Source organism: Azospirillum endophyticum (genome assembly GCF_016595245.1).
Classification (GTDB): domain Bacteria; phylum Pseudomonadota; class Alphaproteobacteria; order Azospirillales; family Azospirillaceae; genus Azospirillum; species Azospirillum endophyticum.
In genome coordinates, this window is record NZ_JAENHM010000030.1 from 1 (window position 1) to 25,435 (window position 25,435).

Consider the following 25,435-nt stretch of genomic DNA (forward strand, 5'->3'; position numbering starts at 1 on the left):
CGGCGTTTGCTGGTGCCGGGATGGCTGGTCATTCGGCGGCCGGCGCCCCTGCTCCGGCGTTCGCTGGTGCTGGGATGGCCGGTCACGCAGCGGCCGGCACCCCTGCTCCGGCGTTCGCTGGTGCCGGGATGGCCGGTCACGCGGCAGCCGGCGCCCCTGCTCCGGCGTTCGCTGGTGCTGGGATGGCTGGGTACGCAGCAGCCGGCGCCCCTGCTCCGGCGTTCGCTGGTGCTGGGATGGCCGGTCACGCGGCAGCCGGTGCCCCTGCTCCTGCTTTCGCTGGTGCTGGGATGGCTGGATACGCAGCAGCCGGCGCCCCTGCTCCGGCCTTCGCTGGTGCTGGGATGGCTGGGTACGCGGCGGCTGGCGCTCCCGCTCCGGCGTTTGCTGGTGCCGGGATGGCTGGATACGCGGCGGCCGGCGCACCGACGGGGACATCGACCAGCCCAGCATCCAGCTCGGCAGGGGCGGCCACTCCGGCGGCGACCGACGACGATACGACGATCAAGTCGTGATGTTGAGGGAGGCCGGCGTCCCTGTGACGTCGGCTTCCCTATCACACTGTTCCGCTGACTTGGCCGTTGCTGGCGGTGGCGGAGCTGTGAATGCTGATGCTCCCTTGTGAACTGGCCGCAGCCGAGAGTCCAGACCGCACCCATGTCAGTCAACGCTCCGTTCGACACAAGCCGTCCGGTATCGGCGAGCCCAGCCGCGCCATACCCCGGCCTCGCCCCCGCTCCAGGTGGGACAGCTCCGTTCGGCATCCGGTTGGGCGATACCGTCCACCATGCAGCCAAGCGCTTTTTCCTGGGCACCCACCGTACGGCGACGCCGGAAGAGACGCTGGAGCGGATCTCCCCCCATTTCGCCCGTTGCGGCATCACCCGGTTGGCCGATGTCACCGGCCTTGACCGGCTGGGCATCCATACGGTGCTGGGCCACCGGCCCAACAGTCCGACCTTGTCGGGAAGTGCCGGCAAAGGTTTCAGCCTCGCCGCCGCCACCGTGTCCGCCGCGATGGAAGCCATCGAGTTCCATCATGCGGAGACGATGCAGCTTCCGTATCTGGAAGCGAGTTGGAACGACTTGCCCGCCGATGGGCGCATTCCGCTCGACCGGATCCCCGGCACCAGGGGGGGCGCCTTTCGTCCGGACAACCCCGAGTTCTGGACCTGGGGCTGGGATCTGATGAGCGGACGTCCGGTCGCCGCGCCATGGACGTCGGTCGGGCTTTACAGCAACCCGGTCGCCCGCCCCGGCCTGCGCAGCTTCTATGCGATGGGAACCAATGGCTTGGCCAGCGGCAACCACATTCTGGAAGCCGTCGCCGCCGGCCTCTATGAGGTGATCGAGCGCGACTCGGTGGCGTGCTGGCGCTATGCCGGCGAAGCGATGCGCATGCCGATGCCGCGCGTGGACCTGTCCACCATCGATGCGCCGTCAGTTCTCGATCTGCTGCGCCGCTTCGATGCCGCCGGGATTTGTCCGTTGCTGTTCGATGTCACCACCGATATGGGGGTGCCGAGCTACATGGCGATGGTGTATGACCGGGACGTCCGAAAGACCGGCATGCACCGCGGCTACGGCAGCCATCTTGAGCCGGCGGTGGCGATGTGCCGGGCCTTGACCGAGGCGGTGCAGTCGCGTCTGGTGCTGATCGCCGGGTCGCGGGACGACTTCTTCCGCCGCGACCTGATCCGCAACCAGAACGCCGATGGCACGGCCGAGATCGCGGCGCTGGAAAGTACCCCGTGCAACATCGACGGCCGGCGCCATGCGAACCACTCGACGCCGACCTTCGAGGGCGATATCGCACTGCTGCTGGGTGTCCTGCGCCGTTCCGGTCTCGACCAAGCCTTGGTCTTCGACCTGACGCAGCCTGGGATCGGTATTCCGGTGGTGCGGGTGGTGGTGCCTGGTCTGGAAGGGTATCTCTTCGATTTCTACACCCCCGGCGCACGTCCTTTGGCCTTCACCAAGGCATTGCAGGCGCAGGCCGGTCTGGTGGGAGCGGTCGCATGAACATGAAGGGACGCATGAAGATCTGCGTGTTCCTCGGCCCGACGATGCCGTTGGCCGACGCCCGGGCACTGTTGCCCGACGCGATCTACCTGCCGCCGGCGGCACAGGCGGATGTCCTCAGCGCGATGACCATTCATCGGCCGGATGTGATCGCCCTGATCGACGGCGTGTTCGGCCAATCCCTGTCGGTCTGGCACAAGGAGATCCTGTTCGCTCTGTACAGTGGGGTCGCCGTCTATGGCGCCTCCAGCATGGGCGCGTTGCGGGCTGCGGAATGCCATCCCTTCGGCATGGTTCCGGTCGGCGAGGTGGCGAGGCAGTTCATCGACGGCCGCCTGACCGGAGACGACGAGGTCGCGCTCGCCCATGCCGGGCCGGAGGACGATTATTTTCCACTGTCCGAGCCGCTGGTGAATCTGCGCGCCAGCATGGCCGCCGCGTTGGCGGCCGGGGTGGTCGACGTCGGGCTGCACGACCGCGTGATCGCTGCGGCGAAACGGCTCTACTTCACCGACCGCACGCGCGACCGCATCTGGGCGGACGCCCGGCTGACCGATGCGGAAGCGGAGCGGATCGACGCCTTCCTGGCAGGCGGCGCGGTCGACCAGAAGCGTCGCGACGCCGAGGCGCTGCTGATCCATCTTTCCAGCCTGATCACCCCGCCGCGTCCGGCGCCCTTCACCTTCAACGCCTCGCATTCCTTCAGCGTGCTGTATGAGCGTGACCGGCGGGTCGCCCATGGCGGGCACAGCGTGCCGCTGTCCGAAATCGCCAGCCATGCGGCGCTGCACCGGCCGGACTTCGCCGAGATCAACAAGGCGGCGCTCGGGCGGTTGTTGACCATTCAACTCGCGGAGGTGGTTGGCGTGACCGTCGATCAGGCGGCGGTCGATTCTGAGGTCTGGCGCTTCTGCTCGACGCGGCGGCTCGGCAGCCCCGAGGCCTTGGCCGATTGGTGCAACCGGAACGACCTGACCGACTCCGAGTTCACCGAACTGATGCATGAGTTGGCAGTCGAGCGGGCTATGATCCGCTGGTTGATCCCCCGTCGCATGCTGGCGCGTACCACCAAGCCGGTGCTGAACGAACTGCGCTTGCGCGGGCTTTATGAGGCGACTGCGGAGGAGGCGGCCCTGATCGAACGGGTGATGGCGCTGCATTTCGGCGACAACAGCCAGCAGCCGACCGAATCGCTCGATGAACTGATTGCCGACCATCTTGCCCACACCAACTGCCGGATGGATGCGCCGGCGGATGTCTGGGCCAATGAGAACGGTTTCAAGGATGTGCTCGACCTGCGCATCGACCTGATGCGGGCCAAGCAGGTGCGCGATCTGTTCCGCCGGTTGGCTGCGGAAGCGGAGGCGGCGCTTGGCACGGCCGCCGAAGCCTTGTCCGAAGAGGAGATGCAAGCGTGACCGAGGTGACGATTCGCATGCCGACCCCGTTGCGTGGCTTCGTTGGCGGGCGGGATCAGGTGGCGGTGCCGGGCAGCACCGTAAGGGAGGCGCTGGCGGCGTTGACCGCCGGTCAGGAAGCGTTCCGCGACCGGCTGTTCACGACGGAGGGCGAGTTGCGCCGGTTCGTGAACGTCTACCTCGGTCGGGACGATGTGCGGCGGCTGGGCGGGCTGGAAGCTGCCCTGCCGGCCGGCGCCACCCTGACGCTGATGGTCGCCCTGGCGGGCGGTTGAGGAGAGCGGCAATCATGAGCTTGAAGGACCGGCGTCTGTCCGACCTGCGTGCCCGTATTCCGGAGATCGCCGCCGCGGAGGCGCTGGCACTTCAGGCCCGCGGTGCCTTGCTCGTCGATGTCCGGGAGGACGAGGAGACGGTGACCGGAACGCCGGCCGGGGCATTGCGCCTGCCGCGCGGTTTCCTTGAGTTGCGCATCGAAGAGACGGCGTCCGATCCGACGCGCCCGATCCTGCTGATGTGTGCAGGCGGTACCCGGTCACTGTTCGCGGCCGAGGATCTGCTGCGCATGGGCTATGGGGATGTGCGCTCGGTCACCGGCGGTTTTTCCGCCTGGAAGGCCGCGGGACTGCCGGTGGAGGTGCCGCCGCAACTCGACGCTGTCCAGCGCGAGCGCTACCGTCGCCATCTGACCATGCCCGAGGTGGGGGAGGCCGGCCAGCACAGGCTGCTGCGCAGCCGCGTTGCCCTGATCGGCGCCGGCGGTCTGGGTTCACCGATCGCGCTGTATCTCGCTGCTGCCGGCGTCGGTCGCCTGACCTTGATCGACGACGACCGGGTGGAACGCAGCAATCTGCAACGCCAGATCCTGCATGCCGAAAGCCGGCTGGGGCAGCGCAAGGTGGAGAGCGGACGGGCCGCGTTGCTCGACCTCAACCCGACGATCGAGGTGGTGGCCCACGACACCCGCTTGGAAGCTGCCAACGTGCTGGATTTGCTGGCCGGCCACGATGTGGTGGTCGACGGGTCCGACAATCTGCCGACGCGCTACCTCGTCAACGACGCCTGTCTGCGGCTGGGCGTGCCCAATGTCTATGGCGCGATCTTCCGGTTCGAAGGGCAGGTCTCGGTGTTCGGCGGCGCCACGCCGGGTGTGCGCCCCTGTTACCGTTGCCTGTTCCCGGAGCCGCCGCCGGCCGAATACGCCCCGTCCTGTGCCGAGGCCGGTGTGCTGGGTGTGCTGCCCGGCGTGATCGGCACCATCATGGCCGCCGAGACGATCAAGCTGCTGCTGGGGCTGGGAGAACCAATGGCCGGCCGCCTGCTGCTTTATGACGGTCTGCGGGGCGAGTTCAACGAGATTGCGGTTCCGGTCGACCCGCACTGTCCGTCCTGTTCTCCCGGCGCATCGTGCGAACTGACCGATATTGCCGCGGTGTGCGGGGCATGAACGGATTGTCCCGTCAGGCGGCGTTCTTTTGTTCGATGACGCTGTGGACCAGTTTTTTCAGCGCAACGAAGTCAACGGGCTTGGTCACCAAGTCCGTCGCACCGAAATCGAGCGCCCGGCGCCGGTTCTCGATATCGCCATAGGCGGTGACCATGATGACCGGCACATCCGGCGTTTCGACCCGCAGGCGCTCCAGCAAATCCAGTCCGCTCATACCCGGCATGTTGATGTCGCTGAGCACGAGGACCGCCTCCGGTTGCAGCCCGGAGTTCAAACTTTGCAAGGCTTCCTCTGCCGATGCAGCAAAGTGAAAGACCAGTTCACCCCGACGTAACTCGGCACGAAAGCGCTGGCGGAACAGATCCTCGATGTCAGGCTCGTCGTCGACGACAAGGATACCCAGGGTCATGTCTTTCGGCGCTCCCCTAACGACAACGCGGTCGCTGTGCGCGGCAGCGTGATCGTGAATTCGGCATGGTCGTTCTCGACGCTGGATACGTCGAATCGGCCCCTATGCTGATGTACCACGATGTCATAGCTCAGCGAAAGTCCTAAGCCGGTTCCTTCGCCGGTCGGTTTGGTGGTGAAGAAAGGCGTGAACAGCTTGTCGATCACCATCGGCGGCATGCCGATGCCATTGTCCCTGATCCGGATCGATACGTTCGATTCGCCCGCCAAGGTTGTAACGCTGACGAGAGGCGCGAATGCAGTGTCACCACAGGTCAGCTGGCGCTTCCTGACGGCGTAGAAGCTGTTGGTGAACAGGTTGACCAGGACGCGCGATATGTCCTGCGGCACCAGTTTGACCTCTCCGCCCATGAGATCGAAATGCCGCTCCAAGGTGGCGTTGAAGGCGCGATCCTGGGCACGGAAAGCATGATAGGACAGGGTCAGCGCTTCCTCGACCAGACCGTTCAGGTCGGTGGTCTGCCATTCGCCGCCGCCGCCACGCGAATGGGCCAGCATGCTCTTGACGATGTTGTCGGCGCGCCGGCCGTGATCGGCGATCTTGCGCAGGTTGCCTTGCAGGCTGCCGGCCAGTTCGTTGACGTCGACATGCGTGGTCTCATCCAGATGGTCGTTCAGCGGTTCCAGCAATTCCAGCAACTCGTCGAGCAATTCGCCCGACAGCTCGGCGAAATTGTTGACGAAGTTCAGTGGGTTCTTCAATTCGTGGGCGATGCCGGCGGTGAGTTGGCCCAGCGCGGCCATCTTCTCCTGCACGATCAGCTGCCGCTGGGTTTCTCGCAATTCCTTCAGGATGGCCTCGGCGCGCTCCTTGGCTTGGCGCAACTCGTCCTCGATGCGCTTGCGGTCGGTGATGTCGTGGTGCGTGATGACATAGCCGCCGTCGGCACGTGGCGCATTCCGAATATCGAGCGTGCGGCCATTCGGCACCCGGCGTTCCGAGTTGTAGATCCCCTTGACCCGAAAGCGGGAGCATAGCTCCGCCACCGTTTCCTCGCAGGGAACGTCGCCGTAATCGCCTCGGCTGTGGTTGTAGGTCAGGATCAACCCGACGGCCGTGCCTGGAGGGAACATGCCGACCGGATAGTCCCACAGCCGGTAGAATTCGCTGTTGGCTCCTTCGACGTTCAAATCGCGGTCCAGCATCAGAACGCCGTTGGGCATGGCGTCGATCGCCGCCTGCAAAAGCTGCTCCTGGTGCGGCAGTTCGGCGTTGGCCGCCAGGGGGCGCATCAGGGTCAGCATTTCCATCACTGCCGGCTGGCCGCCCCAGTCCACCGATTCCATCAACTGGTCGAACCATTGGATGCTGCCGTCGGCGCGGTGGCGCTTGATCCGGCGCACCTGTGACCGGATCAGTCCCGTCAGGCAGCGGGTGTAGACATCCTCTTCCGTGTGCTGGTCGTCCTCAGGCACCAGCGCCATCGCGCTGGGGAGTGCCTGCACGCTCTCAACCGTCTCGTATCCCAGCAGGCGAGCGAGGGTGTTGCTGCAATGGAGGATGGTATCGCCGCGGTGGACGAGCAGCCCGGGCATCGCGGCGACGAGTTGGTCATGGTAGACATGCCCAAGATCCAGGGCTTCCTGCACGGACCGGGGCGGCAAAACCTCGCGGTTGGTGAAATCGTCCATCTCGGTCGTCCAAGTCGATCGTGCAAGCCTGTCGTCAGGCGCGTTCAATTCGTGGCCGAGCCCTTCGCCGCCGGGGCGGCCAACGGCGCGGTCAGGGCGCATCCAGCGGCAGCCGCAGGAAGACGGTCGTGCCTTGTCCGGGAGTGCTGTCGATGTCGATCTCGCCCCCCAGCTTGCCGGTGACGAGGTTGAAGGCCGCATAGAGCCCCAATCCCATGTTACCGGATCCACGGCGGCTGGTGGCAAAGGGCTGGAACAGCCGCGGCTGGATGTCGGCCGGAATGCCGCGGCCGTCGTCGGACACGCACAGCTCGATCCGCTCTTGTCCAATCAGCCGGACCGACACCTCGACCCGGCCCCGACGGTTCGGACCGCTATCGATACCCTCTTCGGAACCGTTGGGGCCCCCGGCCATCGCAACGACGCCGACGTCTTCCACGGCGACCGCGGCCGCCGTCTCCGTCTCGAAGGCGTGGGCGAAGGCGTTGGTCAACAGGGCCAGGAGCACTTCGGTCAGCGCGCCGGGATAGGTGTCGAGCGCAAGCCCGTCCGGGCAGTCCAGCACCAGCCGGTGCCTGGAGGCGGCCGGCTGCACCTGCACCGCCAGCACGATGTCGGACAGATAGTCGCGCAGGTCGAAACGGCTGCGCGGGGAGCTGGCCTTGCCCTCCGTCACCAGCTTCAGGCTCTGGATCAGGGCCGCGGCGCGTTCGATGTTCGCGACCAGCAGCGTCGACACCTCGCTCGCCGTGCCGACATAGTCCTGGAATTCGCTCTTGCGCAGCTGCCCGCCGTTGAAGGTCAGGATGATCGCTTCCGACGCGGTCTGCAGATGGGTGGCGGCGGTCAGCGCGATGCCGACGGGCGTGTTGATCTCGTGTGCGACCGCGGTGATCATCTGCGCGATCACCGCCATCTTCTCCGCCCGGATCAGGTCGGACTGCATCCGCTCCAGGTCGGCCAGCGCCTGTTCGGCCGACTCCTTGGCACCGCGCAACGCCTCCGCCTGGACCTTGCGTTCGGTGATGTCATAGAGCCAGACGATGAAGACCGGCTGGCTCTCGTAGTTGGTGCGGTCGACCGACATCGCCATCCACACCGTGTGCCCATCCTCGCGCAGGTAATGGATCTCGTCGGCGGCCGATAGCGTCACGGTCTCCGCTTCCCGCTCCGGCAGCCGGTCCTGGACATGGCGGAACAGGGTGGGGGCGCAATGCTGCTGAAGCGTGTCCGCCGGCACGCCGAACAGGTCGGTGCAGCGCTGGTTGCAATAGAGCAGGTCGCCGGCTTCGGTGAGGATCGCCACGCCGATCGGGCTGCCGTCCAGGACCCGGCGCATGCGGGCGGCCTGGGCACGCGACGCCGCCTCCGCCGTCCGGGTTTCCTGAAGCGCGTCGCGCAGGCGCCGCACGGCGCGGCAGGCCTCCAGCGTCTTGTGGATGGTGGCTTCCAGGTCGGTGAAGTCGATCGGCTTGATGATGAAGTCGAAGGCGCCGCGGTTCATCGCCGCGCGCACGTTGCCCAGGTCGCCATACGCCGAGACCATCACCGCCCGGATGTCGGAGTTCACCTGCGGCAGATGGTCGAGCAGGGTCAGCCCGTCCATGCCGGGCATGTTGATGTCGCTCAGCACCATGTCGATGTCGGGCCGGGCGCGCAGGGTCGCCAGCGCCTCCTGCCCGTCATGGGCGAACAGGAATTCCAGTTCGCCGGCGCGGACGGCGCGGCGGAAACGCTGCATGATCAGCGTCTGGACGTCCCGTTCGTCGTCGACAACCAGTATCTTGCCCATCCCGCCTTCCTACCGCCAACCCGCCCGACAGACGGGCCGTTCCGCCGGACAAATGTCGAGTCCGGAACCGCGCGCCCCACCATAAGCGCGCATCGTCCGAACGGGAAGGGCTGTGGCATCTGGTGCCCCGTCGGTTGTATGCCGACTCGGGGGCAAGCTTGGGCCGGACCGCAAGCGGAAGTTCCTCATTCCATGTAGAGCGCTAACATCGGTCAGAATAACACGGGATTGCGGCAGGGCGAGACGATTGTATCCGGTTCTTGCGCAGTCAGGCCTCATGCCGGTCCTCGGGACAATGCGACGGGGGCTGGGCATCCTCCCCCCTGTCGGCAAGCGGCAGGGTGAACCAGAAGGCCGCACCCCGGCCCGACTCGGCAAGCGATCCGGCCGGGGCATCCTCCACCCCGATGCTGCCGCCCAGATGCTCGACGATCCGCTTGGCGATCGCCAGCCCCAGGCCGGTGCCGGCCGGCTTGCCGGTCAGGGCATCTCCGGATTGACGGAAGCGGTCGAAGACCAGCGCGCGGTCCGTCGCCGCCACGCCGGGGCCGCTGTCGGTCACCGTCACCCGCAGGACACCGCCCTCCGGCCGGGCCTCCAGCCGGATCATGCCGCCGGCCGGCGTGAATTTGGCGGCATTGGACAGCAGGTTGACGACGACCTGGATCACCCGGTCGACGTCGCCGCGCACCGGCGGCAGGCGGTCCGGAATCCTGACAGCCAGGGCGATGCCGCGTTCCAGGAACAGCGCCTCCGTCGCCGCGACCGCCTCGGCCAACGCCTGCCCGGCATCGATGGTCCCGATCCGCCAGTCCAGCGCGCCGGCCTCGATCTTCGCCATGTCCAGCACCTGATTGATCAGGCGGGTCAGCCGCTCGCTCTCCTTGATGATGACGGCCAGGAATTCCTGCCGCTGGGCGGGCTCCAGGTCGGGGGCGTCATGCAGGATTTCGCTCAGCGCCCGAATCGAGGTCAGCGGCGTGCGCAGTTCGTGGGTGACGGTGGACAGGAAATCGTCCTTCAACCGGTCCAGCTCGGTCAACCGCTCGTTGGCGGCCCGCAGGGCATCGGTGGCGCGTTCCAGCTCCGCGGTCTTGCGTTCCAGCTCGCGGCTGTGGGCGATGACGTCGCTGGTCTCGTCCAGCATGCGCAGAAGCTCCGCCGCTTCCACCGCCCCGGTCGAGACCGAGGAGGCGAGGGCGACGCGGGCGGAGGCGCCGCCGATCGCCCCGGCCAGCAGCCGTTCGGCCAGGCGCAGCCGTTCCGGCCCCGCCGGCTCGTCCGGATCGGCCTCGGCGAACGCCCGCTCGGCACGCTGCGGGCCGAGGAAGCGGGCGACCGTCCGGGTGAGGTCGCCGACGCTGGCGGCGCTGCGCCAATCCGGCGGCGCCTGCGGGATCGTCCCCTGCGGCGGCATGCCGCCCTCCGGCTGGAAGACGTCGACGAAGGCGGCGGCCTGCGCCCGCTCCGCGGATCCCGGCCGGTCGAACAGCGACAGGCCGACATAGGTGCCGACATTGGCGAGCGCGGTCCAGAACAGGGCATGGGCAAGCGAGTCCCAACCTTCCAGCCCGAACAACGCATAGGGCCGCAGCGCGGCGATCCCCCATGGCCCGTCCGCGATGAAGCCGGCCGGCAGCCAGCCCGACCGGGCGAAGCTGGGCAGCAGCAGGGTGTAGGCCCAGACCAGAATCCCGGCGGTCACCCCGCCGATGGCGCCGCGCCGGGTGGCACCCCGCCAATACAGGCCGCCGATCAGCGCCGGGGCGAACTGCGCCACCGCGGCGAAGGAGATCAGCCCGATCGAGACCAGCGCGTAGGCCGACCCCGCCAGTCGGAAATAACCATAGCCGAACAGCAGGATCGCCACGATGGCGATGCGCCGGACCGCCAGCAGCAGCGGCGCCAGATCGGCCGACCGCGCCAGCGCCCGCGGCCGGGTCCGCAACAGGATCGGCACCACCAGGTCGTTGCACAGCATGGTGGACAAGGCCACCGACTCGACCACGATCATCCCCGCCGCCGCCGACAACCCGCCCAGGAAGGCGAGCAGAGCCAGCCAACCGGCCCCGCCGCTCAGGGGCAGGGCGACCATGAACAGGTCCGGGTCCAGCCGCCCGCCGAAGGCCAGCAACCCCGACAGCGCCACCGGCAGCACGAACAGGTTGATGAGCAGGAGATAGAGCGGGAACAGCCAGACGGCGCGGTCCAGGTGGCGTTCGTCCACCGATTCGAGCACCATCACCTGGAACTGGCGCGGCAGGCACAGCATCGCCGCCGCCGACAGGATGGTGGTGGCGACCCAGGCGCCCCCCGGCGCCGCTCCCGGCGTCGGCGATGCGGCGCTGCCGAGCGCCGGTTCGCTGCCCATCAGGCGGGCGAGCTCGGGACGGGCGGCGGCGGCGGTGAACAGGCTGTCCAGCCCGCCGTGCAGGCCCCAGACCACGAAGACTCCGACCGCCAGGAAGGCGACCAGCTTGACCACGGATTCCAGCGCGATGGCGGCGACCATGCCGGGATGGTGCTCTGCCGCATCGATCTGGCGCGCACCGAAGACGATGGCGAACAGCGCCATCACCGCCGCGATCAGGAAGCCGTAGTCGAGGAAGGGGCCGGCCGCCGGCCCCATCCCGCCGCCGCCGGTCAGCGCGTCGAAGCTGACGGCGACCGCCTTCAGTTGCAGGGCGATGTAGGGGGTCACCCCGATGGTGGCGGCCAGCGCCACCAGCCCGCCCAGCAGCGGGCTGTGGCCGTAGCGGCTGGCGAGGAAATCGGCGATCGAGGTGATGCGCTGCGCCTTGGCGATGCGCAGGATCTTGCGCAGGAGCAGCGGGGCCAGCAGCATCAGCAGGGTGGGGCCGAGATAGACCGGCAGGAACCCGATGCCCAGCGTCGCCGCCCTCCCGACCGATCCGTAGAAGGTCCAGGTCGTGCAATAGACCCCCAGCGACAGGGCGAAGACGGTGGGCGAGGCGATGACGCTGCGCCCCGCCGCCTCCCGCCGGTCGGCCCAATGGGCGATGGCGAACAGGGCGGAGAGATAGACGAGGGCGGCGATCAGGACGGCGGCCCAATCCAGCCCGGCCTCCTGTTCGATCTGCATCCCGCCCTCCTAGCGCGTCCGGCCGGCCAGGGCGGCGAGCGCGATCACCCCCGCCCAGATGCCGAATACCCAGCCATAGAGGGCCGGCACCCCCAGGATCGTGCCCTCCACCCCGAACAGGCCGAGCAGCGGCGGATTGAACAGCGCCGCCGCCAGCAGGAACAGGCCGATCATGCGGTCGCGGTGGCGCCGTGGTTCGGGATCCTGGCCCGGCTCCCGTCCGGTCGCGCTCAAAAGGCGCGTTCCCGGGCGGCGAGTTCGACCAGGATGTTGGCGCCGCGGATGGCGTCGTCGAGCGTCCGCACGTCGTGCTCGCGCAGCATCTCGACCATCCGCAGGAAGACCGCGGCGGTGACCAGACTGTCGCCCAGCGCGGTGTGGCGGTCGACCACGGCGATGCCCAGCCGCTCGGCGATGCCGTCCAGCGTGTGGTCACCGTCGTTGCCCAGCAGCATGCGGGACAACAGCATGGTGTCCAGCACCGGGCAGTCGAAGGACACCCCCGCCGCCCGTTCCTTCATCTTCAGGAATTTCAGGTCGAAGGCGGCGTTGTGCGCCACCAGCACCGCGCCGGAGACGAAGCTGCGGAACTGCGGCAGCACGGCGTCGATGGTCGGCTTTCCCGCCACCATGCCGTCGGTGATGCCGTGGAAGGGGACCGATTCCGGAGGGATCGTCCGCCGGGGATCGACCAGCGTGTTGAAGGTCTCCCCGGTCAGGATGCGCCCGCCGACGATGCGGACCGCGGCGATCTGGATGATCTCGTCGCCGCCGCTGGGCGACAGGCCGGTCGTCTCGGTGTCGAACACGACGTAATGCAGCCGATCCAGCGGCGTGCGGCCCAGGCCGCTGGTCGCCAGCGGCTGGTGCAGCAGCCCGAAATCGAAGAACTCAGGCCGGGAGCCGGCGTGTGGGCGCGGCTGGGCGGTGCGCGGCGACTGGGCCGGCGGCAGCGGCACGCGGAGCCGGGCCCGGCCGGCGGCACCGTCTTCCGAGCCGTCCTTCGCCAGCGGTGCGCTCCAGGCGGTGCTGCGGTGGTGCTGCAGCACGTCGCCGGCACTGATGCCGCCCAGGCCGCCGGGCAGCGCTTGGTCGAGCCAGCCGTCCAGCGTGGCGCTGGGCACCGGCGGCCCGCTCCAGACGAGGTCGAGATAGACCCAGCGATCGCCGTCCTGCGGGCCGGCGGCCTCCAGATCGAAGGCGGTGGCGCCGGTCAGCGCCTGCACCCGCCCGATCAGATAGGCGAACAGCAGGACGAGGCTGTGGCTGTCGCCATGCACCCATTGCGGCAGGCCGGTCAGCGTCACCTTGGTGGCGGAGTCCGTCGCCACCCGGTGGGCCACCAGCGTGATGAGGTTGTTGGAATGGATGTCGCTCATCGGCCAGTTGCCGGTGACGACGTTGCGGTAGGCGGTGGTCACCCGTTCCAGCCTTTGCGACAGGCTGTCGCAGGAGTCCAGCATCGCGCTCTCGAAGGCGGCACGGTCGCCAGGACCGAGATCGGGGGCGTCGTACAGCGTCTCCACCGCCGCGCGCAGATTGGCGATGGGCGCGCGGAATCCCTCCGTCGCCTCGCGCAGCAGGGCGTCGCGCTGGCCCAGCGCCGCCAGCTCGCTGGTGGCGTCGGACAGGGTCAGCACATAGCCCGTGATGGTCGGCGCGCCGTCCGGCGCCGCGTCGGCGTCCTGCAGGATGGCGCTCATCCGGCCCTCCAGCAGGATGCGGCCGTCGGTGGTGGCGCCGACGAACTGGGCGGTGGTGCCGTGTTCGTGGTTGACGTGACGTCCCTCGCGGATCCGCAGCGTCAGCCGTTCCAGCGTGTGGGTCACCGGCTCCGCCACCACGAAATGCAGCAGCGAACGGCCGAGCCCGAGTTCCCCGGTCAGGTGCAGGATGTCGAGGGCGGTCTGGTTGTAGAGCAGCACCTGGTGCTTGGTGTTGCAGACCAGGACGCCTTCATGCAGGTCGCGCAGCACGGTGGCGAGCCGGCTCTTCTGCTCTTCCGCCTTGGCGGTCGACTCGGCGACGGTGCGGGCGATGTCACGGCGGACCTGCGCCAGCTTGTCCGACAGATCGTTCACCGCACGCGCGATGGGCAGCAGGTCGCCGTAGCGGGCCAGCGGCACCCGGCCGCCGACGGCCCCCTCCGCATTGCCGTGGACGATCAGCCCGGCCTCGCGGCTCAGGGTTTCCGCGGCGCGCAGCAGGTAGCGGTCGACGGCCAGCCACAGCCCCCACACCGCCGCGGCACAGGCCGCCGTCATCACCACCGCATAGGTCAGCAGCGGGTCCGATGCGCCCGACCCGCGGACCGCCGCCATCATCCCAACCGCCACCGCCACCAGACCGAACCCCGCGGCACGGAAGGCCAGCGGGATCATGCGCCGGGGCAGGGGGGCTGGCAGTGGCGCTGGCAGGGGAGACGCAGGGGACGCGGTCATGATGCGGGCCCCGTGCCGCCGGTCACCGCCGGCAGGCCCAGATGGCGGCGGACGGTGGTCAGCAGATCGCGGGTGGAGAAGGGCTTGGTGACGTAGTCGGTGGCGCCCAGCGCCAGTCCCTTCTGCCGTTCGACGTCGCGGCTGCGCGCCGTCAGCATGATGATGGGCAGCGTCTTCCAGGCCGGATTGCTCCGCAGGGTCTGGCAGACGTCGAAACCGTCACGTTTCGGCATCATCGCGTCGAGCAGGATCAGGTCGGGGGTGAAATTTTCCACCGAGTGCAGCGCCTCGTCCCCGTCACGGGCGACGCGCACGTCGAACCCGGCGCGCTGCATGAGGACCTGGAGCGACAGGACGATGCTGGGTTCGTCGTCGACGACCAGGATGGTCGGCTTCATGGCGGGCGTCCTCCGGTGCGCCGGTCTGTTGCCGGCTTCCCAAATTCTTAGCCGGGGCGATGCGTTCCGTGCCCTGGAATGTCCATGCTACGAGCAAAGAGAAGGGGGGATCAAGCGGCACCCCTCTCTCCCCCGACCAAAGAACGGGGCGGTGGTGCCAAAGAAAAAGCCCGGCCGCGACCAATTGTCGCTACCGGGCTTTCGCTTGGATGACAGGGTGTCGAGTGAGCGAGGACCGCTTGCCTGCCGTCGCCGGTCCAGCCGGGGGTCAGCGCGCGGTCACGACGACCGGGTTGAGCCCCATCTTCGATTTCAACTGCTCCGCTTCCCGCTTGGCTGCCGCCGAATCGGGGAACCCGCCGACGCGCACCGCGCGCCAGGACCGGTTGGAGCTGTCGGTCCAGTCCACCGTATAGGCCTGGAAACCGCTTCCCTGCAGCCGCTGCGCCAGCGAATCGGCGTTTGCCGTCACCGAGAAGCTGCCGACCTGCACGGTGTAGTGCCCGGCCGGCGGGGATGGGGTGGCCTTGGCAGCCGGCTTCGACTCGCCGTTGCCCGCCGACGGCGCGGCCGGCGCCGCGACGGGGGGACGCTTCGCGCTGTCCTTGGCCCCATCCTTGGGCGGTGCCAGCATCGCCTGCAGCGATCCGGTGTCCGTCGGGCTGCCGGCGGCGGGTTGTTCCGGCTTGCCGGCCTCGGCCTTCGGCGACTCCGGCTTCTGGGCCGCTGGCGGCGGGGCGCTTTCCGCCAGGGGGGTGGCGCGCGGCTTCGGCGTCGCGGCGGGGGCCGTTGCCGGGACCGCCGGCGGCTCCGGCACCTTCAGTACCGGTGGCGGGCTGGCCGGCAGGGCGGCGACCGGCGGCGGCGGGGCCGAGGAGGGGGCGGACTGCTGCGCCTGGACCGGGGAAGTCTGGCCGGCAGGTGCCTGGGGCGTCGCCGCCGGCGCCGCGGCGGTCGGGGCACTCGCGGTCGGAGCGGCGGGAGCGGGGTTGGCCGGCGCCCGGGTGATCGCCGGGGCGGGCACCATCGGCGCCGAGCCGTTGGCGGCCGTCGACACCGGCGCCGGATCACCCGACCCGAACGATACGACGGCAACGGCGATGCCGCCGGCAACCAGCAGGGCAAGGGCGATCTTGCCCAGCGGCAGGCCTCGGCTTACCGGTTCCTCCTCCTCGTCCTCGACGTCATCGTCCTGCGGGTCGGCCCGCAGATCCTCGTTCAAGGCGCGAAGCAGCTTGGCGATGTCCTCGTTCTCCGGCGGCGGAGTCTCGGAAGATGTGCCGTTGGCCTTCATCTCGTCCTTGGAAGTCGGTGTCGTCAGGGTGGGAGCCCGCCGGGATGGTGGCATGAGCGTCACGGTCGACCTGCGCTTGCCCGTCATGGCGGGCCGGCTGGATGCGGAAAGGGACCTTCCGGTCGCCGGTTCCGCTGAATGCGGACCGGCTGCGGAAAGCCCCTTCTTTCTATCGTATTTTGCCGCCCCATCAAACCGCCATGCGGTCGCGCCCGGCGGACGGGCGGCATGAAAGAGGAGGCGTCAGCCTTGATGCGGCTTGGTCGGGTCGACCGGATTGGCAGTCGCCGTCGTGACCGGGGGGACGGCGGCAGGATGCACCGGAGACGGCTGGGCCGGCTGGGCGGGGGCCGGGTTGATCGCGGCGGGGGGAGCCTGGGCGGTGGTCGCGGCAGGCGGCTGGGCCTCGTCCCCATCGTCCTTCAGTCCGGCCTTGAAGGCCTTCACGCCCTTGGCGATGTCGCCCATCACGTTGGGCAGCTTGCCGGCGCCGAACAGGAGAAGCACGATGACCAGAACGATCATCCAATGCCAGATGCTGAAACTGCCCATCGATCAATACCTCTGAAATTCGGTCGGAGCGGACTTCGTCGCGGTCGCCACCAATGTGAGTGCCCCTTCCGCGCCGCACAAGAGGGAGCTGCCGAAGAGCCGTGACAAAGGCGGTGTCCTCAGGCCGTCGGGCCGCTTCCCGCCGGCTCCTCCGGCACTTGGTGGCGCAGGATCAGCGGTGCCTGGAAGGCGCTGAACAGCAAGGTCAGCGGCATGATGCCGAACACCTTGAAGTTGACCCACGTGTCGGTGGTGAAATTGCGCCAAACCAGTTCGTTCAGCACGGCCAGCAGCAGGAAGAACCACGCCCAGCGGATGGCGAGCGTGCGCCACCCGTCCTCCGACAGGTTCAGCACCGTGCCCAACAGGCGCTTCATCACGTTGCGCCGCGTCGCATGGGCGACGAACAGGACGATGGCGAACAGCAGGTTGACCAGGGTCGGCTTGATCTTGATGAACAGGTCGTCCTGCAGCCACAGCGTCAGGCCGCCGAACAGCAGCACGAAGCCGGCGCCAACCACTGGCATGATCGGGATCCGGCGTTCCAGACGCCAGGACACCGCGAGCGCGATGGTGATGGCGACCATGAAGACCGCGGTGCCAGCCATGATGCCGGCCTGGGAATTGGCGATGAAGAAGGCGGCGAGCGGGCCGGCCTCGATCGCCAAGCGTGCGAACTGGTTCATTCCCCTGACATAGCCCGAACCGGCCGCCCATGAAAGGGGCGATTGGTGGCTCCCCGGACATTCGGGCGCGCTGCTCCGCCCATCCGGGAAGGGTGGCGGGCGGTGACATCGCCTGTCCGGAGCCGTCCGGGCGCGAGCGGGGCTTTTCTCATGCCGCGTGTTTCGCTACCTCTTTCGTCATCCGCTCTTCGGCGGAGGGTGCGAGCGGAGGACAGGAACCATGGAAGCGGCCGAGGTCAAGGATCTGATCGACGAGACCCACGAGCGGGAGCGGGCCAAGCGGAAGGCGCCGGGCGGCCGCCATGGCGAAAGCGGCGAGGAGGGCGGGCACGGGGTGAAGACCTCCACCGCCATCTACATCTCCATCCTGGCGGCGGTGCTCGCCGTCGTCAGCGTCGCCGGCTCCAACGCCGGCAAGGATCTGATGGCAAGCGCCATCGAAGCTTCGGACAGCTTCGCCTATTACCAATCCAAGACCCAGCGCCAGATCAGCCTGCGGCTTGCCGCCGACGAGATCGAGCTGCTGTCCGCCGGCATGCCGGCCGATGCCCAGGCAAAGGCGCTGCAGCGCACCGCCGAATACCGGCAGGCCGCCGACCGCATGGAGACCGAAGAGGGCAAGAACAGCCGGAAGGACCTGCTGGCCAAGGCCAAGGCGGCGGAGATGCGGCGCGACCATGCCGCGGCCCAGGACCCCTATTTCGACTTCGCCGAGGGCATGCTGCAGCTGGCCATCGTGCTTGCGTCCGTCTTCGCCATCACCGACAAGGGCTTCATCCTGTGGACCAGCCGCGCGCTGGCGGCGATCGGTCTGCTGATGGCGGCCGATGGCTTCACGCTGATCCTGCCACTGCCCTTCCTGTGACGCCTCAGAACTGGACCGACAGGCGCAGGGAGCCGTAATTGGTCAGCGATTTCTGGCCGCGGAATTCCGGCGTCTGCAGGGTCTGGGCATAGGTCAGGCCGTAGCGGCCGTAGCGCAGCGTCAACCCGGCCTGCATGCTGCCGACCAGCGGGTGCTTGGCGACCGACCGACTTTCGCGGAACGTGTTGCCGTCGAGGAAGATGTTGCGGGCCACCGCCCGCCCCTCGGCGCTGGCATAGACATACCAGGAAAAGCGCCCGGGCCGCTCCGAATAGGAGTTGTCCTGGTAGGGGATGCTGGACGTCGGGCGGGTCACCAGCGCGCCGACCGGCGGCGGCATGTTGCCGCCGAGCCGGACGGTGGCTCCCGCCGCGGCGAAGGTCAGCACATTGCCCAGGCTGCCGGCGACATGGGGGCTGACATCCCATTCCACGGGGCCGAGCGTGTTGGGCTTCTCGTCGCGCCAGACATGCTCGTAGCTCAGCACCACGCCCGGCTCGTCATGCAGCTGATAATTCCAGCCCTCCGGATAGGTGGCGCCGTCGACGATCTTGTGCACCGTCTTCTGCGTCGGCTCCGCCAGCGAGGACGGACCGACCATGCCCAGATCCAGGTCGAAGCGGTCGACCGCCGTCGCCGCCTCGTTCAGCACCGAAACCCGGCCGTAGAGCCAGCCGGCATAGGGGCGGTCCCTGGGGTTGGGGTTGCGGGCGGTCAGGTCGCTCGGCGTGTAGATGTTCTGGCCGAAGGCGAAGCCGTAGCGCCGCACCCCGCCCGGCTCGATCCAGGGCACGACGTTGGCCAGCCAGTCGATGTTGCCGTAGGTCGGCCGGGCGCCGGAGAAGTAGTAGAATTGGAAGCCGTTCGTGTAGTAGCGGTCGGTGCCGCCGCCGAACAGGTCGTTGTCGATCCAGAAGCCGATCGCCGGGCCGGAGGTCGCGGGTGCATCGCCGGGAGGTGGAGTGGTCTCCTGCGCGTCCGCCGCCGATGCGGTCAGCAGCAGCACCGCAAATGCGGCGGCCAAAGTGGGGCCGCTGTTCGTCACCATTCCGGCACGCTCCATCCGTTTGGCGAGATAACGGACGGAGGGGGAGTATGTTGCGCTGCAGTGCCGCCTCTTTGGGGTTAGGGGGTGGGGAGGCGTCGGAGATCCGCCCTCACGTCCGTGCCCGCAATCCCTCCACCGCTTCCTCCAGCGTCATGTCGATCCGCTTGATCCCATGCAGCGCCAGGAAACGCGCCTCGTTCTTCGAAAGCTCGCCGGGAATCACCGCCCAATGGCTGTCGGAGGACCGCTTGGCGATCTGGCGGGCGAAGGTGCGCTGGATCTCGTGGTCGAAGCGGCAGCCCAGGAACAGGAAGTGGCGGCCGGCGCGGCGGTCCTGGACGATGGCGGGGATCGGGGTCTGGATGTCGATCTCCGTCAGGATCTCGACATAGTCGCTGTCGGAGATCAGGTAATTGCCGGCTGGCGTCGCCGCGCCCGACGGCTTGTACAGCACGGTGTCCCAGCCGACGGCCGTTTCCGCCGTCGTCTCGGCGCCGTCGGGGGCGTAGTAGCGCACCCATTCGCCCGTCGATTGCGGGTGCGATACCCCCTGGATCTGGCCCCAGCTCCGGTCGGCGGCGCTCAGCAGGCTGTCCAGCACAGTGTCGTACCAGACGTCGATCAGCAGAGGCGGAGCCGGGATCGCGGCCAGCAGGGCATGCACCGGGGTCGGCGGCACGGTCTGGCGGAAGATCTCGGTGAGGATGGTCTCCAGCGTCTTGCGGTGCTTGCGCGTCTCGATGAACTGGGCGACCGCGGTCAGGTTGGAGCGGATGCGGCCGGGGGCGGCGACCCTGGCGTTCAGGCGCTGCACCAGCTCCGCCGAATTGCGCGGGATCGGGCATTGCTCGGGCGGCAGCAGATCGAAGGCGCCGGGGCCGAGATAGGGCACCACCTGCCGTGCCGCCAGTGCCGTGGCGATGTCGGCCAGCGCCGCGGCGGCATCCGGCACCGTGACAGAGTCGGGATCGGTTGCGAGGGTGGTGTCGGTCATGGAAGGCCTTTCCCGTTCGTTCTCAGAGGTAGATCGCGGCGCCGGCGCCGGTGTTGATGCTGGCGTCCTTCAGCGTTTCGACGATGAAGGCGACCTGGTCGCGGGTGATCTTGCGGTGCAGCGGCAGGGCCAGCACGCGGTCGGCGGTCTTGGTGCAGACCGGACAGGCGCCGCGGCCGGCCCGGTCTTCCGCCAGCGCCTCGATGTAGTACTGCTGGGTGTGCAGCGGCTGGCCGTAGTCGCCGGCGTCGATGTCGTGGGTGTCGAGATCCTCGATGATCGACCGGCGCCCCGACGCGGTGAAGCGGGTGCCGAGATGGACGCAGTAGAGCAGCGGGTTGACCACCTCCGCCCCCGGCCCGCGATAGGGCGGCTTGATCCCCTCGAAGCTGGCCATCGCCGCGTCGTAATAGGCGATCACCAGATTGCGGCGGGTCAGGATCTCCGGCAGGCGCTTCAGCTGCACCAGGGCCAGCGCGGCGTTCAGGTCGCTCATCCCCGCCTGCCAGGGCAGGGTGCGGGTGATGACCACCGTGTTGCGGTGCTCCGTCTCGCGCCGGCGCATGTAGCGCAGCCGGTGGGCGAGGTCGCGGTCGTCGGTGACGATCATGCCGCCTTCGCCGGCCAGCAGGATGCCGGGTTCGGAAAAATCGAAGACCGCCGCATCGCCGAAGGTGCCGACCATCCGCCCCTTGTAGGTCGAGCCGATGGCCTCGGTTGAATCCTCCAGCAGCAGCAGGCCCCTGGCGTCGGCCAGCGCGCGCAGCTCGTCCCAATGGGCGGGGTGGCCGTTGACGTTGGCGGCCAGGATCGCCCTGGTCTTCGGCGAAACCAGCGCCGCCGCCTTTTCCGGGTTGATGGTGTGCTGCCAGTAATCGATGTCGACCAGCACCGGCGTGGCGCCGGACAGCGCCACCGCGTGCTGGACCTGATGCCAGCCGAAGGGGCTGCACAGCACCTCGTCCCCTTCACCGATGCCGAAGCCCTTCAGCATCAGCAGCGTGGCCATGGTGCCGCTGGACACCGCCACCGCATGGTCGCGGCCGACATAGGCAGCGAAGGCATCCTCGAACGCCCGCACCATCCGCCCATCGCTCAAGGCCCCGGAGGACAGCAGGCGGCCGAGCATCTCGACCTCCGCGCCCGAGATGTCAGGGTCGGTCAGCGGGATATAGTCGTCCAACTCTCCATCATCGGTGGGGGAGGGCTGATGCAGGACCGCGGCGGCATCGCTCATTCACTCGTCCTCGTCCCGTTGGGCGATCACCACGCCGGTGGCGAGTTCCGGCTTGTCGGTGATGAGCCAGCAGTGGTTGTTGCCGTCCACCAGATGGAGGTCGAAGCCGGTTTCCTCCCGGAAGGGATCCTCCGCCATCACCGCGGCCATGGCGCCGGTGACCGTCTTCAGGTCCGGGTTGGCCTCGCGCACGCCGCGGACCACCGCGTCGAGCTTGCCGCCCCCGGCGAACAGTTGGCCGGCCAGCGTGGCGATGCTGTCGATGCGGTCATGCGAAAGAGCCATGGGCGTCACTCCGTTCCGCGTTTCTTGGCGTCCACGGTGACCGGCAGGCGGGTGTCCGCCGGCATCTCCGGCAGATCGAGCGTCCAGCCATTGGCGACCTTGACCCAACCGCCCCACAGGCTTGGCTTCTCCATCTCGACGATGGGTTCCTCCAGGTCCTTCTTGGCGACGTAGATCGTGTACTGCTCGGACGCCTTGCGGATCATCACCTTCATCACGGACACTCCATCCAATTGTTCTGATTGTTCTTTCTTCAGGCGACGACCAGCCGGGCATGCAGTGCCGGAAGCTCGGACAGCACGGCGTCGACCTCCGTTGCGGTGGTGTAGCGGCTCAGCGAGAAGCGCAGGCTGGCGGCGGCCTGGGCGTCGCTCAGCCCCATGGCGGTCAGCACATGGCTCGGCTCGTTGCCGCCGGAGGAGCAGGCGGCCCCCATCGACACGGCGATGCCGGCGCGGTCGAGCCGCATCAGCAGCTCCTCCGCCTCCACCGGATGGCCGCGGCGGTCGGCGAAGCGGATGTTGCTGGTGTTGGGCAGCCGGGCGGCGCCGGCGCCGTTCACCACCGCGCCTGGCCAGCGGACGAGGATGCCCTGCTCCAGCCGGTCGCGCAGGAAGGCGGTCAAGTCGGCCTCTTCCTTACGGAACGATGCCAGCCACAGCGATGCCAGCGAGGCGGCGGCGCCGAAGCCGACGATGCCCGGCACATTCTCCGTCCCGCCGCGGCGGCGGCGTTCCTGGTGGCCGTGGATCAGCGCGTGGAAGGGCGCGCCCTTGCGGACATAAAGCGCGCCGACCCCCTTCGGCCCGTGCATCTTGTGGGCGGACAGCGTCAGGTAGTCGGCGATGCCGCAATCGACCGGCACCCGCCCCGCCGCCTGGACCGCGTCGCTGTGGAACAGCGCGCCATGGGCGTGGGCGATGGCGGACGCCCCTTCCACCGGCATCAGCACGCCGGTCTCGTTGTTCGCCCACATCATGGAGATCAGGGCCGTCGCCTCCGTCACCACGGCGGCGAGATCGACCAGCGACGGCAGGCCGTCGCGGTTCACCGGCAGGATGGAGACGCGCCAGCCGCGCTGGCGCAGGTCGTCGAACAGGGCCAGCACCGCCGGATGCTCCACCGCCGTGGTGACGATGTGGTCGCGGTGGTGGTCGGTCTCCTCGATCACACGCAATGCGCCGAGGATGGCGGCGTGGGTGGCCTCGGTGGCGCTGCCGGTCATCACCAGATCGGCCGGCTTGGCGCCGATCAGGGCGGCGACCTGGGCCTTGGCCTCGCTGACCGCGCGACGGGCCGCCATGCCGGCGGAATGGGGGCTGGACGGGTTGGCGAACTCCCCGAACAGGTGCGGCAGCATGGCCTCGCGCACTTCGGGGGCCAGGGCGGTGGTGGCGTTGTTGTCGAGGTAGATCGTCATCACATCACCCCCCATCACATCACGCCGGGCACGCCGCGCCGCGACCCGTCGGCCGGGACGATCTCCTCCTCCAGGCAGCCGACGACGGTGCCGCCTGGGAACTCCACCAGATAGACCGGCAGGCTGCCCTCCTCGGTGCGGCCGACGCGGACGATGGTGCCGGGCGTACCCTTCGGCGCCAGCAGCGCGCCGTCCGGCACCTGCGGGTGGCTGCCGTCGTTGAACAGGTCGTCCTGCACCGTGACCCGCAGGCCCCAGTCGTACAGCGGTTCGCGCGGCGGGATGAAACCGGGCTTGGCGGCGGCTTCGACGTCGGACATCGCGAGGCTCCTGATGAGTGGGAGGTGGGGATCGGACCGGGGGTTACTGCGGGTCGTTGCAATGGGCGTCGATCACCGCCAGTTCGCGCGCACGCATGCCGACGACGGCCCGCTTCTCATAAAAATCAACGGAGTAGATGTAATACATCTGCAAATAGGTCCCGACGGAGATGACGTAGCCGACATCCCCTTCGCGGATCAGGAAGTCGCCGACCGGCCGGCCGGGATAGGTGCCGTCGTTGCGCACGTCGCGCAGGGCCTTGACCTTGAACCCCTGTTCCAGCACCGGCGGGCCGACCAGCTCGTTGGCATCCTCGGCGCTGCGGGCGCGTTCCCGGCGGTAGGGAGCGGCTGCTTCGGTGTCGGTCATCGGGCTGGTGCTCCGTCGGTTCGAGAGGCCGCTACAGCGGCGGGAGGTCGTTGGCGATTGTGAACCCGGCGGCGCGCTGGCGGGCGATGGCGCGCACCTCCTCCTCAGGGTCGTCGAACAGGGGCCCCAGCTGTCCGGCGTCGATGCGCCCGGCGACGGCGAGGCGGACCATCCAGTCGGCATCCTGCAGCAGGACGTGCAGCTTCGACGCCGGCAGCCGCTGCGCCACCACCAGCCGCACCCGCGCACTGTCGTCCCAGGCGAGGCTGGGCAGCCAGTCCATGGCGAGGCGGCGGGCGACCTCCACCCGCACCTCCGGGTCCTCGTCATGCATCATCGCCGGCAGCATGCCGTCGGGGATCCGCCGCACCACGCGCAGCCGCACGGAACAGTCGGCATCGCGCATCAGCGGGGCGAGGTCGGCATCGTCCAGCCGGCTGGCGACGGCGATCCGCACCTCGCGGTCGGGGTCGTCGCGCAGCTTCAGCAGCAGCCGGCGCGGCAGGCGCCGGGCCAGGACGGAGCGGACCGTCTCGTCCGGGTCGTTCATCAGGCGGGGAAGCTGGAAGATCGGGGCGAAGCGCGCGGCATTCGCCCGAACCTCGAAATAGGGATGGTCGAGATGGCCGGCGGACAGGTCCGGGTTCCATTCGAAGAAGCGCTGGATGCGTTTGGCGTAGCGGTCCTGCACGCAGGTCTTCATCGGCAGGCAGTGGCCGGGCAGCTTGCCGCCGGGCGACAAGGCAGTGGTCCCCGGGGCGAGCCGGCGCTCGCGATGGGCGCAGGCGGCGCAGTCCACCGGCTCGCCGCGCCAATCCAGGGATTCGAGGATGTCGTCGCTCATGCGCCGGCCTCCTCAAGCTCGTCCTCATGCTCGTGCCGGTCGGCCACGGCAATCAGGCGGGCGGCGCCGAAGCGGTCGTCGGGGTCGAGGTCGCGGACCTTGTTCAGCGCCTCCCGCCCGGACTCGAGCCGGCCGCTGCGCAGCAGCAGATAGCCGATGGCGACCAGGGCGAACAGGAACAGGCGGGGAGCCGGCTCCAGTCCGCGAAAATCGGCGGTGGCCGGGGTGACGGCGCGCCAGTCGGCGTGATTAACGCCGAGGGCGGCCATGGCGTGGCCGATCATGCGCTCGCCATAGACCAGCGCCTGATCGAGATTCGCCTTGTAGAAGTGGAACTTGTAATGGCCGAGATCGACAAGGCGATGGCCGGGGGCGGCCTCCGCCGCACCTGCAAGATAGGCAAGTGCCGCCGGGCCGTCGGCATAGCTGGCGGCGGCCAGATGCAGGCAGCGTTCCGCCGCGGGCGGAAGATCCCCGCCGTAATAGCGGCGGGCAAGCCAGTCCTCATCCACCTCGTCCAGCATGGCGCGGCGCTCCTGGGTTTCCCCTCTCCCACGGGGGAGAGGGGATCGGATCATCACGCCGGGACGCAGCAGTCGGCAGGGCAGACGGCGGCGCATTGCGGGCTGTCGAACTGGCCCTGGCATTCGGTGCACTTGGCCGGGTCGATGACGTAGGTGCCCTTCTTCAGGCTGATGGCGATGTTCGGGCACTCGGCCTCGCAGGCGCCGCAGACGGTGCATTCGGCGGACTTGATCTTGTAGGCCATGGCTCTCTCCTTGGGTGATGGGATGGCTGT

Annotated in this window: 26 protein-coding genes; 5 read left to right on the forward strand and 21 right to left on the reverse strand. The window is 68.5% G+C overall.

The features are described 5' to 3' along the window. Positions 1-768 precede the first annotated feature (768 nt). The 4 genes from JHL17_RS09360 to moeB are packed head-to-tail and all read left to right on the forward strand — an operon-like array spanning position 769 to position 4,887. Positions 769-2,022 (forward strand): YcaO-like family protein, encoded by a 1,254-nt coding sequence (locus tag JHL17_RS09360; protein WP_247893425.1) that lies wholly within the window; start codon positions 769-771, stop codon positions 2,020-2,022. After that, on the forward strand, positions 2,019-3,440 hold the full coding sequence (locus JHL17_RS09365) for a TfuA-like protein (protein ID WP_247893426.1): 1,422 nt from the start codon (positions 2,019-2,021) through the stop codon (positions 3,438-3,440). The genes JHL17_RS09360 and JHL17_RS09365 overlap by 4 nt, the downstream gene beginning before the upstream one ends. Further along, on the forward strand, positions 3,437-3,715 hold the full coding sequence (locus JHL17_RS09370) for a MoaD/ThiS family protein (RefSeq protein ID WP_345773777.1): 279 nt from the start codon (positions 3,437-3,439) through the stop codon (positions 3,713-3,715). The genes JHL17_RS09365 and JHL17_RS09370 overlap by 4 nt, the downstream gene beginning before the upstream one ends. A gap of 14 nt (positions 3,716-3,729) precedes the next feature. Then, positions 3,730-4,887: a molybdopterin-synthase adenylyltransferase MoeB gene (gene moeB, locus JHL17_RS09375; protein ID WP_200192386.1), complete on the forward strand. Its 1,158-nt coding sequence runs from the start codon at positions 3,730-3,732 to the stop codon at positions 4,885-4,887. 13 nt (positions 4,888-4,900) lie between these two features. Here the strand turns inward: moeB and JHL17_RS09380 are convergent, their stop codons facing one another. The 10 genes from JHL17_RS09380 to JHL17_RS09425 form a co-directional block, all read right to left on the reverse strand. After that, positions 4,901-5,296, reverse strand: a complete 396-nt coding sequence (locus tag JHL17_RS09380; RefSeq protein WP_200192388.1) for a response regulator — start codon at positions 5,294-5,296, stop codon at positions 4,901-4,903. Further along, entirely contained in the window at positions 5,293-6,987 is a 1,695-nt protein-coding gene (locus tag JHL17_RS09385; protein ID WP_200192390.1) for a PAS domain-containing sensor histidine kinase, read from the reverse strand. Before JHL17_RS09385 ends, JHL17_RS09380 begins: the two co-directional genes overlap by 4 nt. Positions 6,988-7,078: 91 nt before the next feature. After that, on the reverse strand, positions 7,079-8,779 hold the full coding sequence (locus JHL17_RS09390) for a hybrid sensor histidine kinase/response regulator (protein ID WP_200192392.1): 1,701 nt from the start codon (positions 8,777-8,779) through the stop codon (positions 7,079-7,081). A 268-nt stretch (positions 8,780-9,047) separates the two neighbouring features. Next, positions 9,048-11,882, reverse strand: coding sequence for a sensor histidine kinase (locus JHL17_RS09395; RefSeq protein WP_200192394.1), 2,835 nt, complete (start codon positions 11,880-11,882; stop codon positions 9,048-9,050). A 9-nt stretch (positions 11,883-11,891) separates the two neighbouring features. Further along, positions 11,892-12,116: a hypothetical protein gene (locus tag JHL17_RS09400; RefSeq protein WP_200192396.1), complete on the reverse strand. Its 225-nt coding sequence runs from the start codon at positions 12,114-12,116 to the stop codon at positions 11,892-11,894. Next, a complete protein-coding gene (locus JHL17_RS09405) occupies positions 12,113-14,323 on the reverse strand; it encodes a 3'-5' exonuclease (RefSeq protein ID WP_200192398.1) in 2,211 nt (736 codons plus the stop codon). The genes JHL17_RS09400 and JHL17_RS09405 overlap by 4 nt, the downstream gene beginning before the upstream one ends. Then, the gene (locus JHL17_RS09410; RefSeq protein WP_200192400.1) at positions 14,320-14,721 is read right to left on the reverse strand and encodes a response regulator transcription factor; all 402 of its coding nucleotides are present in this window, start codon (positions 14,719-14,721) and stop codon (positions 14,320-14,322) included. The genes JHL17_RS09405 and JHL17_RS09410 overlap by 4 nt, the downstream gene beginning before the upstream one ends. Positions 14,722-14,989: 268 nt before the next feature. After that, a complete protein-coding gene (locus JHL17_RS09415; RefSeq protein WP_247893427.1) occupies positions 14,990-16,015 on the reverse strand; it encodes an SPOR domain-containing protein in 1,026 nt (341 codons plus the stop codon). 243 nt (positions 16,016-16,258) lie between these two features. After that, positions 16,259-16,567: a twin-arginine translocase TatA/TatE family subunit gene (locus JHL17_RS09420; RefSeq protein WP_200192404.1), complete on the reverse strand. Its 309-nt coding sequence runs from the start codon at positions 16,565-16,567 to the stop codon at positions 16,259-16,261. A 119-nt stretch (positions 16,568-16,686) separates the two neighbouring features. Next, positions 16,687-17,253 carry a septation protein A gene (locus JHL17_RS09425; protein ID WP_200192406.1) on the reverse strand — a complete coding sequence of 189 codons (567 nt, stop codon included), beginning with the start codon at positions 17,251-17,253 and terminating at the stop codon, positions 16,687-16,689. Between the two features lie 220 nt (positions 17,254-17,473). On the opposite strand from JHL17_RS09425, the gene JHL17_RS09430 reads away from it, so the two are divergent. Further along, positions 17,474-18,118 carry a DUF4337 family protein gene (locus tag JHL17_RS09430; RefSeq protein ID WP_200192408.1) on the forward strand — a complete coding sequence of 215 codons (645 nt, stop codon included), beginning with the start codon at positions 17,474-17,476 and terminating at the stop codon, positions 18,116-18,118. A 4-nt stretch (positions 18,119-18,122) separates the two neighbouring features. Here the strand turns inward: JHL17_RS09430 and JHL17_RS09435 are convergent, their stop codons facing one another. From JHL17_RS09435 to JHL17_RS09485, 11 genes are all read right to left on the reverse strand, one after another. Then, positions 18,123-19,166 (reverse strand): lipid A deacylase LpxR family protein, encoded by a 1,044-nt coding sequence (locus tag JHL17_RS09435; RefSeq protein ID WP_200192410.1) that lies wholly within the window; start codon positions 19,164-19,166, stop codon positions 18,123-18,125. 109 nt (positions 19,167-19,275) lie between these two features. Next, positions 19,276-20,160 (reverse strand): SIR2 family protein, encoded by an 885-nt coding sequence (locus JHL17_RS09440; protein ID WP_200192412.1) that lies wholly within the window; start codon positions 20,158-20,160, stop codon positions 19,276-19,278. 22 nt (positions 20,161-20,182) lie between these two features. After that, positions 20,183-21,397: a DegT/DnrJ/EryC1/StrS family aminotransferase gene (locus JHL17_RS09445; RefSeq protein ID WP_200192414.1), complete on the reverse strand. Its 1,215-nt coding sequence runs from the start codon at positions 21,395-21,397 to the stop codon at positions 20,183-20,185. Further along, positions 21,398-21,682: a hypothetical protein gene (locus tag JHL17_RS09450; RefSeq protein ID WP_200192416.1), complete on the reverse strand. Its 285-nt coding sequence runs from the start codon at positions 21,680-21,682 to the stop codon at positions 21,398-21,400. Between the two features lie 5 nt (positions 21,683-21,687). Continuing rightward, positions 21,688-21,897, reverse strand: coding sequence for a putative nitrogen fixation protein NifT (gene nifT, locus JHL17_RS09455; RefSeq protein WP_200192418.1), 210 nt, complete (start codon positions 21,895-21,897; stop codon positions 21,688-21,690). Between the two features lie 38 nt (positions 21,898-21,935). Then, positions 21,936-23,102, reverse strand: a complete 1,167-nt coding sequence (locus JHL17_RS09460; RefSeq protein WP_247893428.1) for a cysteine desulfurase family protein — start codon at positions 23,100-23,102, stop codon at positions 21,936-21,938. Between the two features lie 14 nt (positions 23,103-23,116). Then, on the reverse strand, positions 23,117-23,422 hold the full coding sequence (locus JHL17_RS09465; protein ID WP_200192422.1) for a nitrogen fixation protein NifZ: 306 nt from the start codon (positions 23,420-23,422) through the stop codon (positions 23,117-23,119). Positions 23,423-23,465: 43 nt separating this feature from the next. Beyond that, positions 23,466-23,792 carry a nitrogen fixation protein NifZ gene (locus JHL17_RS09470; protein WP_200192424.1) on the reverse strand — a complete coding sequence of 109 codons (327 nt, stop codon included), beginning with the start codon at positions 23,790-23,792 and terminating at the stop codon, positions 23,466-23,468. A 31-nt stretch (positions 23,793-23,823) separates the two neighbouring features. Further along, a complete protein-coding gene (locus JHL17_RS09475; RefSeq protein ID WP_200192426.1) occupies positions 23,824-24,636 on the reverse strand; it encodes a 4Fe4S-binding leucine-rich repeat protein in 813 nt (270 codons plus the stop codon). Further along, a complete protein-coding gene (locus JHL17_RS09480; protein WP_200192428.1) occupies positions 24,633-25,160 on the reverse strand; it encodes a hypothetical protein in 528 nt (175 codons plus the stop codon). The genes JHL17_RS09475 and JHL17_RS09480 overlap by 4 nt, the downstream gene beginning before the upstream one ends. 53 nt (positions 25,161-25,213) lie before the next feature. Continuing rightward, a complete protein-coding gene (locus JHL17_RS09485) occupies positions 25,214-25,405 on the reverse strand; it encodes a 4Fe-4S dicluster domain-containing protein (protein WP_014248512.1) in 192 nt (63 codons plus the stop codon). Between the last annotated feature and the right edge of the window lie 30 nt (positions 25,406-25,435).

Bases quoted from the DNA above. Each gene is read 5' to 3' on its own strand.
- JHL17_RS09365 (WP_247893426.1), top strand. From the start codon at position 2,019: ATGAACATGAAGGGACGCATGAAGATCTGCGTGTTCCTCGGCCCGACG.
- moeB (WP_200192386.1), top strand. From the start codon at position 3,730: ATGAGCTTGAAGGACCGGCGTCTGTCCGACCTGCGTGCCCGTATTCCG.
- JHL17_RS09380 (WP_200192388.1), bottom strand. From the start codon at position 5,296: ATGACCCTGGGTATCCTTGTCGTCGACGACGAGCCTGACATCGAGGAT.
- JHL17_RS09385 (WP_200192390.1), bottom strand. From the start codon at position 6,987: ATGGACGATTTCACCAACCGCGAGGTTTTGCCGCCCCGGTCCGTGCAG.
- JHL17_RS09390 (WP_200192392.1), bottom strand. From the start codon at position 8,779: ATGGGCAAGATACTGGTTGTCGACGACGAACGGGACGTCCAGACGCTG.
- JHL17_RS09395 (WP_200192394.1), bottom strand. From the start codon at position 11,882: ATGCAGATCGAACAGGAGGCCGGGCTGGATTGGGCCGCCGTCCTGATC.
- JHL17_RS09405 (WP_200192398.1), bottom strand. From the start codon at position 14,323: ATGACCGCGTCCCCTGCGTCTCCCCTGCCAGCGCCACTGCCAGCCCCC.
- JHL17_RS09410 (WP_200192400.1), bottom strand. From the start codon at position 14,721: ATGAAGCCGACCATCCTGGTCGTCGACGACGAACCCAGCATCGTCCTG.
- JHL17_RS09415 (WP_247893427.1), bottom strand. From the start codon at position 16,015: ATGAAGGCCAACGGCACATCTTCCGAGACTCCGCCGCCGGAGAACGAG.
- JHL17_RS09420 (WP_200192404.1), bottom strand. From the start codon at position 16,567: ATGGGCAGTTTCAGCATCTGGCATTGGATGATCGTTCTGGTCATCGTG.
- JHL17_RS09425 (WP_200192406.1), bottom strand. From the start codon at position 17,253: ATGAACCAGTTCGCACGCTTGGCGATCGAGGCCGGCCCGCTCGCCGCC.
- JHL17_RS09430 (WP_200192408.1), top strand. From the start codon at position 17,474: ATGGAAGCGGCCGAGGTCAAGGATCTGATCGACGAGACCCACGAGCGG.
- JHL17_RS09435 (WP_200192410.1), bottom strand. From the start codon at position 19,166: ATGGTGACGAACAGCGGCCCCACTTTGGCCGCCGCATTTGCGGTGCTG.
- JHL17_RS09440 (WP_200192412.1), bottom strand. From the start codon at position 20,160: ATGACCGACACCACCCTCGCAACCGATCCCGACTCTGTCACGGTGCCG.
- JHL17_RS09445 (WP_200192414.1), bottom strand. From the start codon at position 21,397: ATGAGCGATGCCGCCGCGGTCCTGCATCAGCCCTCCCCCACCGATGAT.
- JHL17_RS09450 (WP_200192416.1), bottom strand. From the start codon at position 21,682: ATGGCTCTTTCGCATGACCGCATCGACAGCATCGCCACGCTGGCCGGC.
- nifT (WP_200192418.1), bottom strand. From the start codon at position 21,897: ATGAAGGTGATGATCCGCAAGGCGTCCGAGCAGTACACGATCTACGTC.
- JHL17_RS09460 (WP_247893428.1), bottom strand. From the start codon at position 23,102: ATGACGATCTACCTCGACAACAACGCCACCACCGCCCTGGCCCCCGAA.
- JHL17_RS09465 (WP_200192422.1), bottom strand. From the start codon at position 23,422: ATGTCCGACGTCGAAGCCGCCGCCAAGCCCGGTTTCATCCCGCCGCGC.
- JHL17_RS09470 (WP_200192424.1), bottom strand. From the start codon at position 23,792: ATGACCGACACCGAAGCAGCCGCTCCCTACCGCCGGGAACGCGCCCGC.
- JHL17_RS09475 (WP_200192426.1), bottom strand. From the start codon at position 24,636: ATGAGCGACGACATCCTCGAATCCCTGGATTGGCGCGGCGAGCCGGTG.
- JHL17_RS09480 (WP_200192428.1), bottom strand. From the start codon at position 25,160: ATGCTGGACGAGGTGGATGAGGACTGGCTTGCCCGCCGCTATTACGGC.
- JHL17_RS09485 (WP_014248512.1), bottom strand. From the start codon at position 25,405: ATGGCCTACAAGATCAAGTCCGCCGAATGCACCGTCTGCGGCGCCTGC.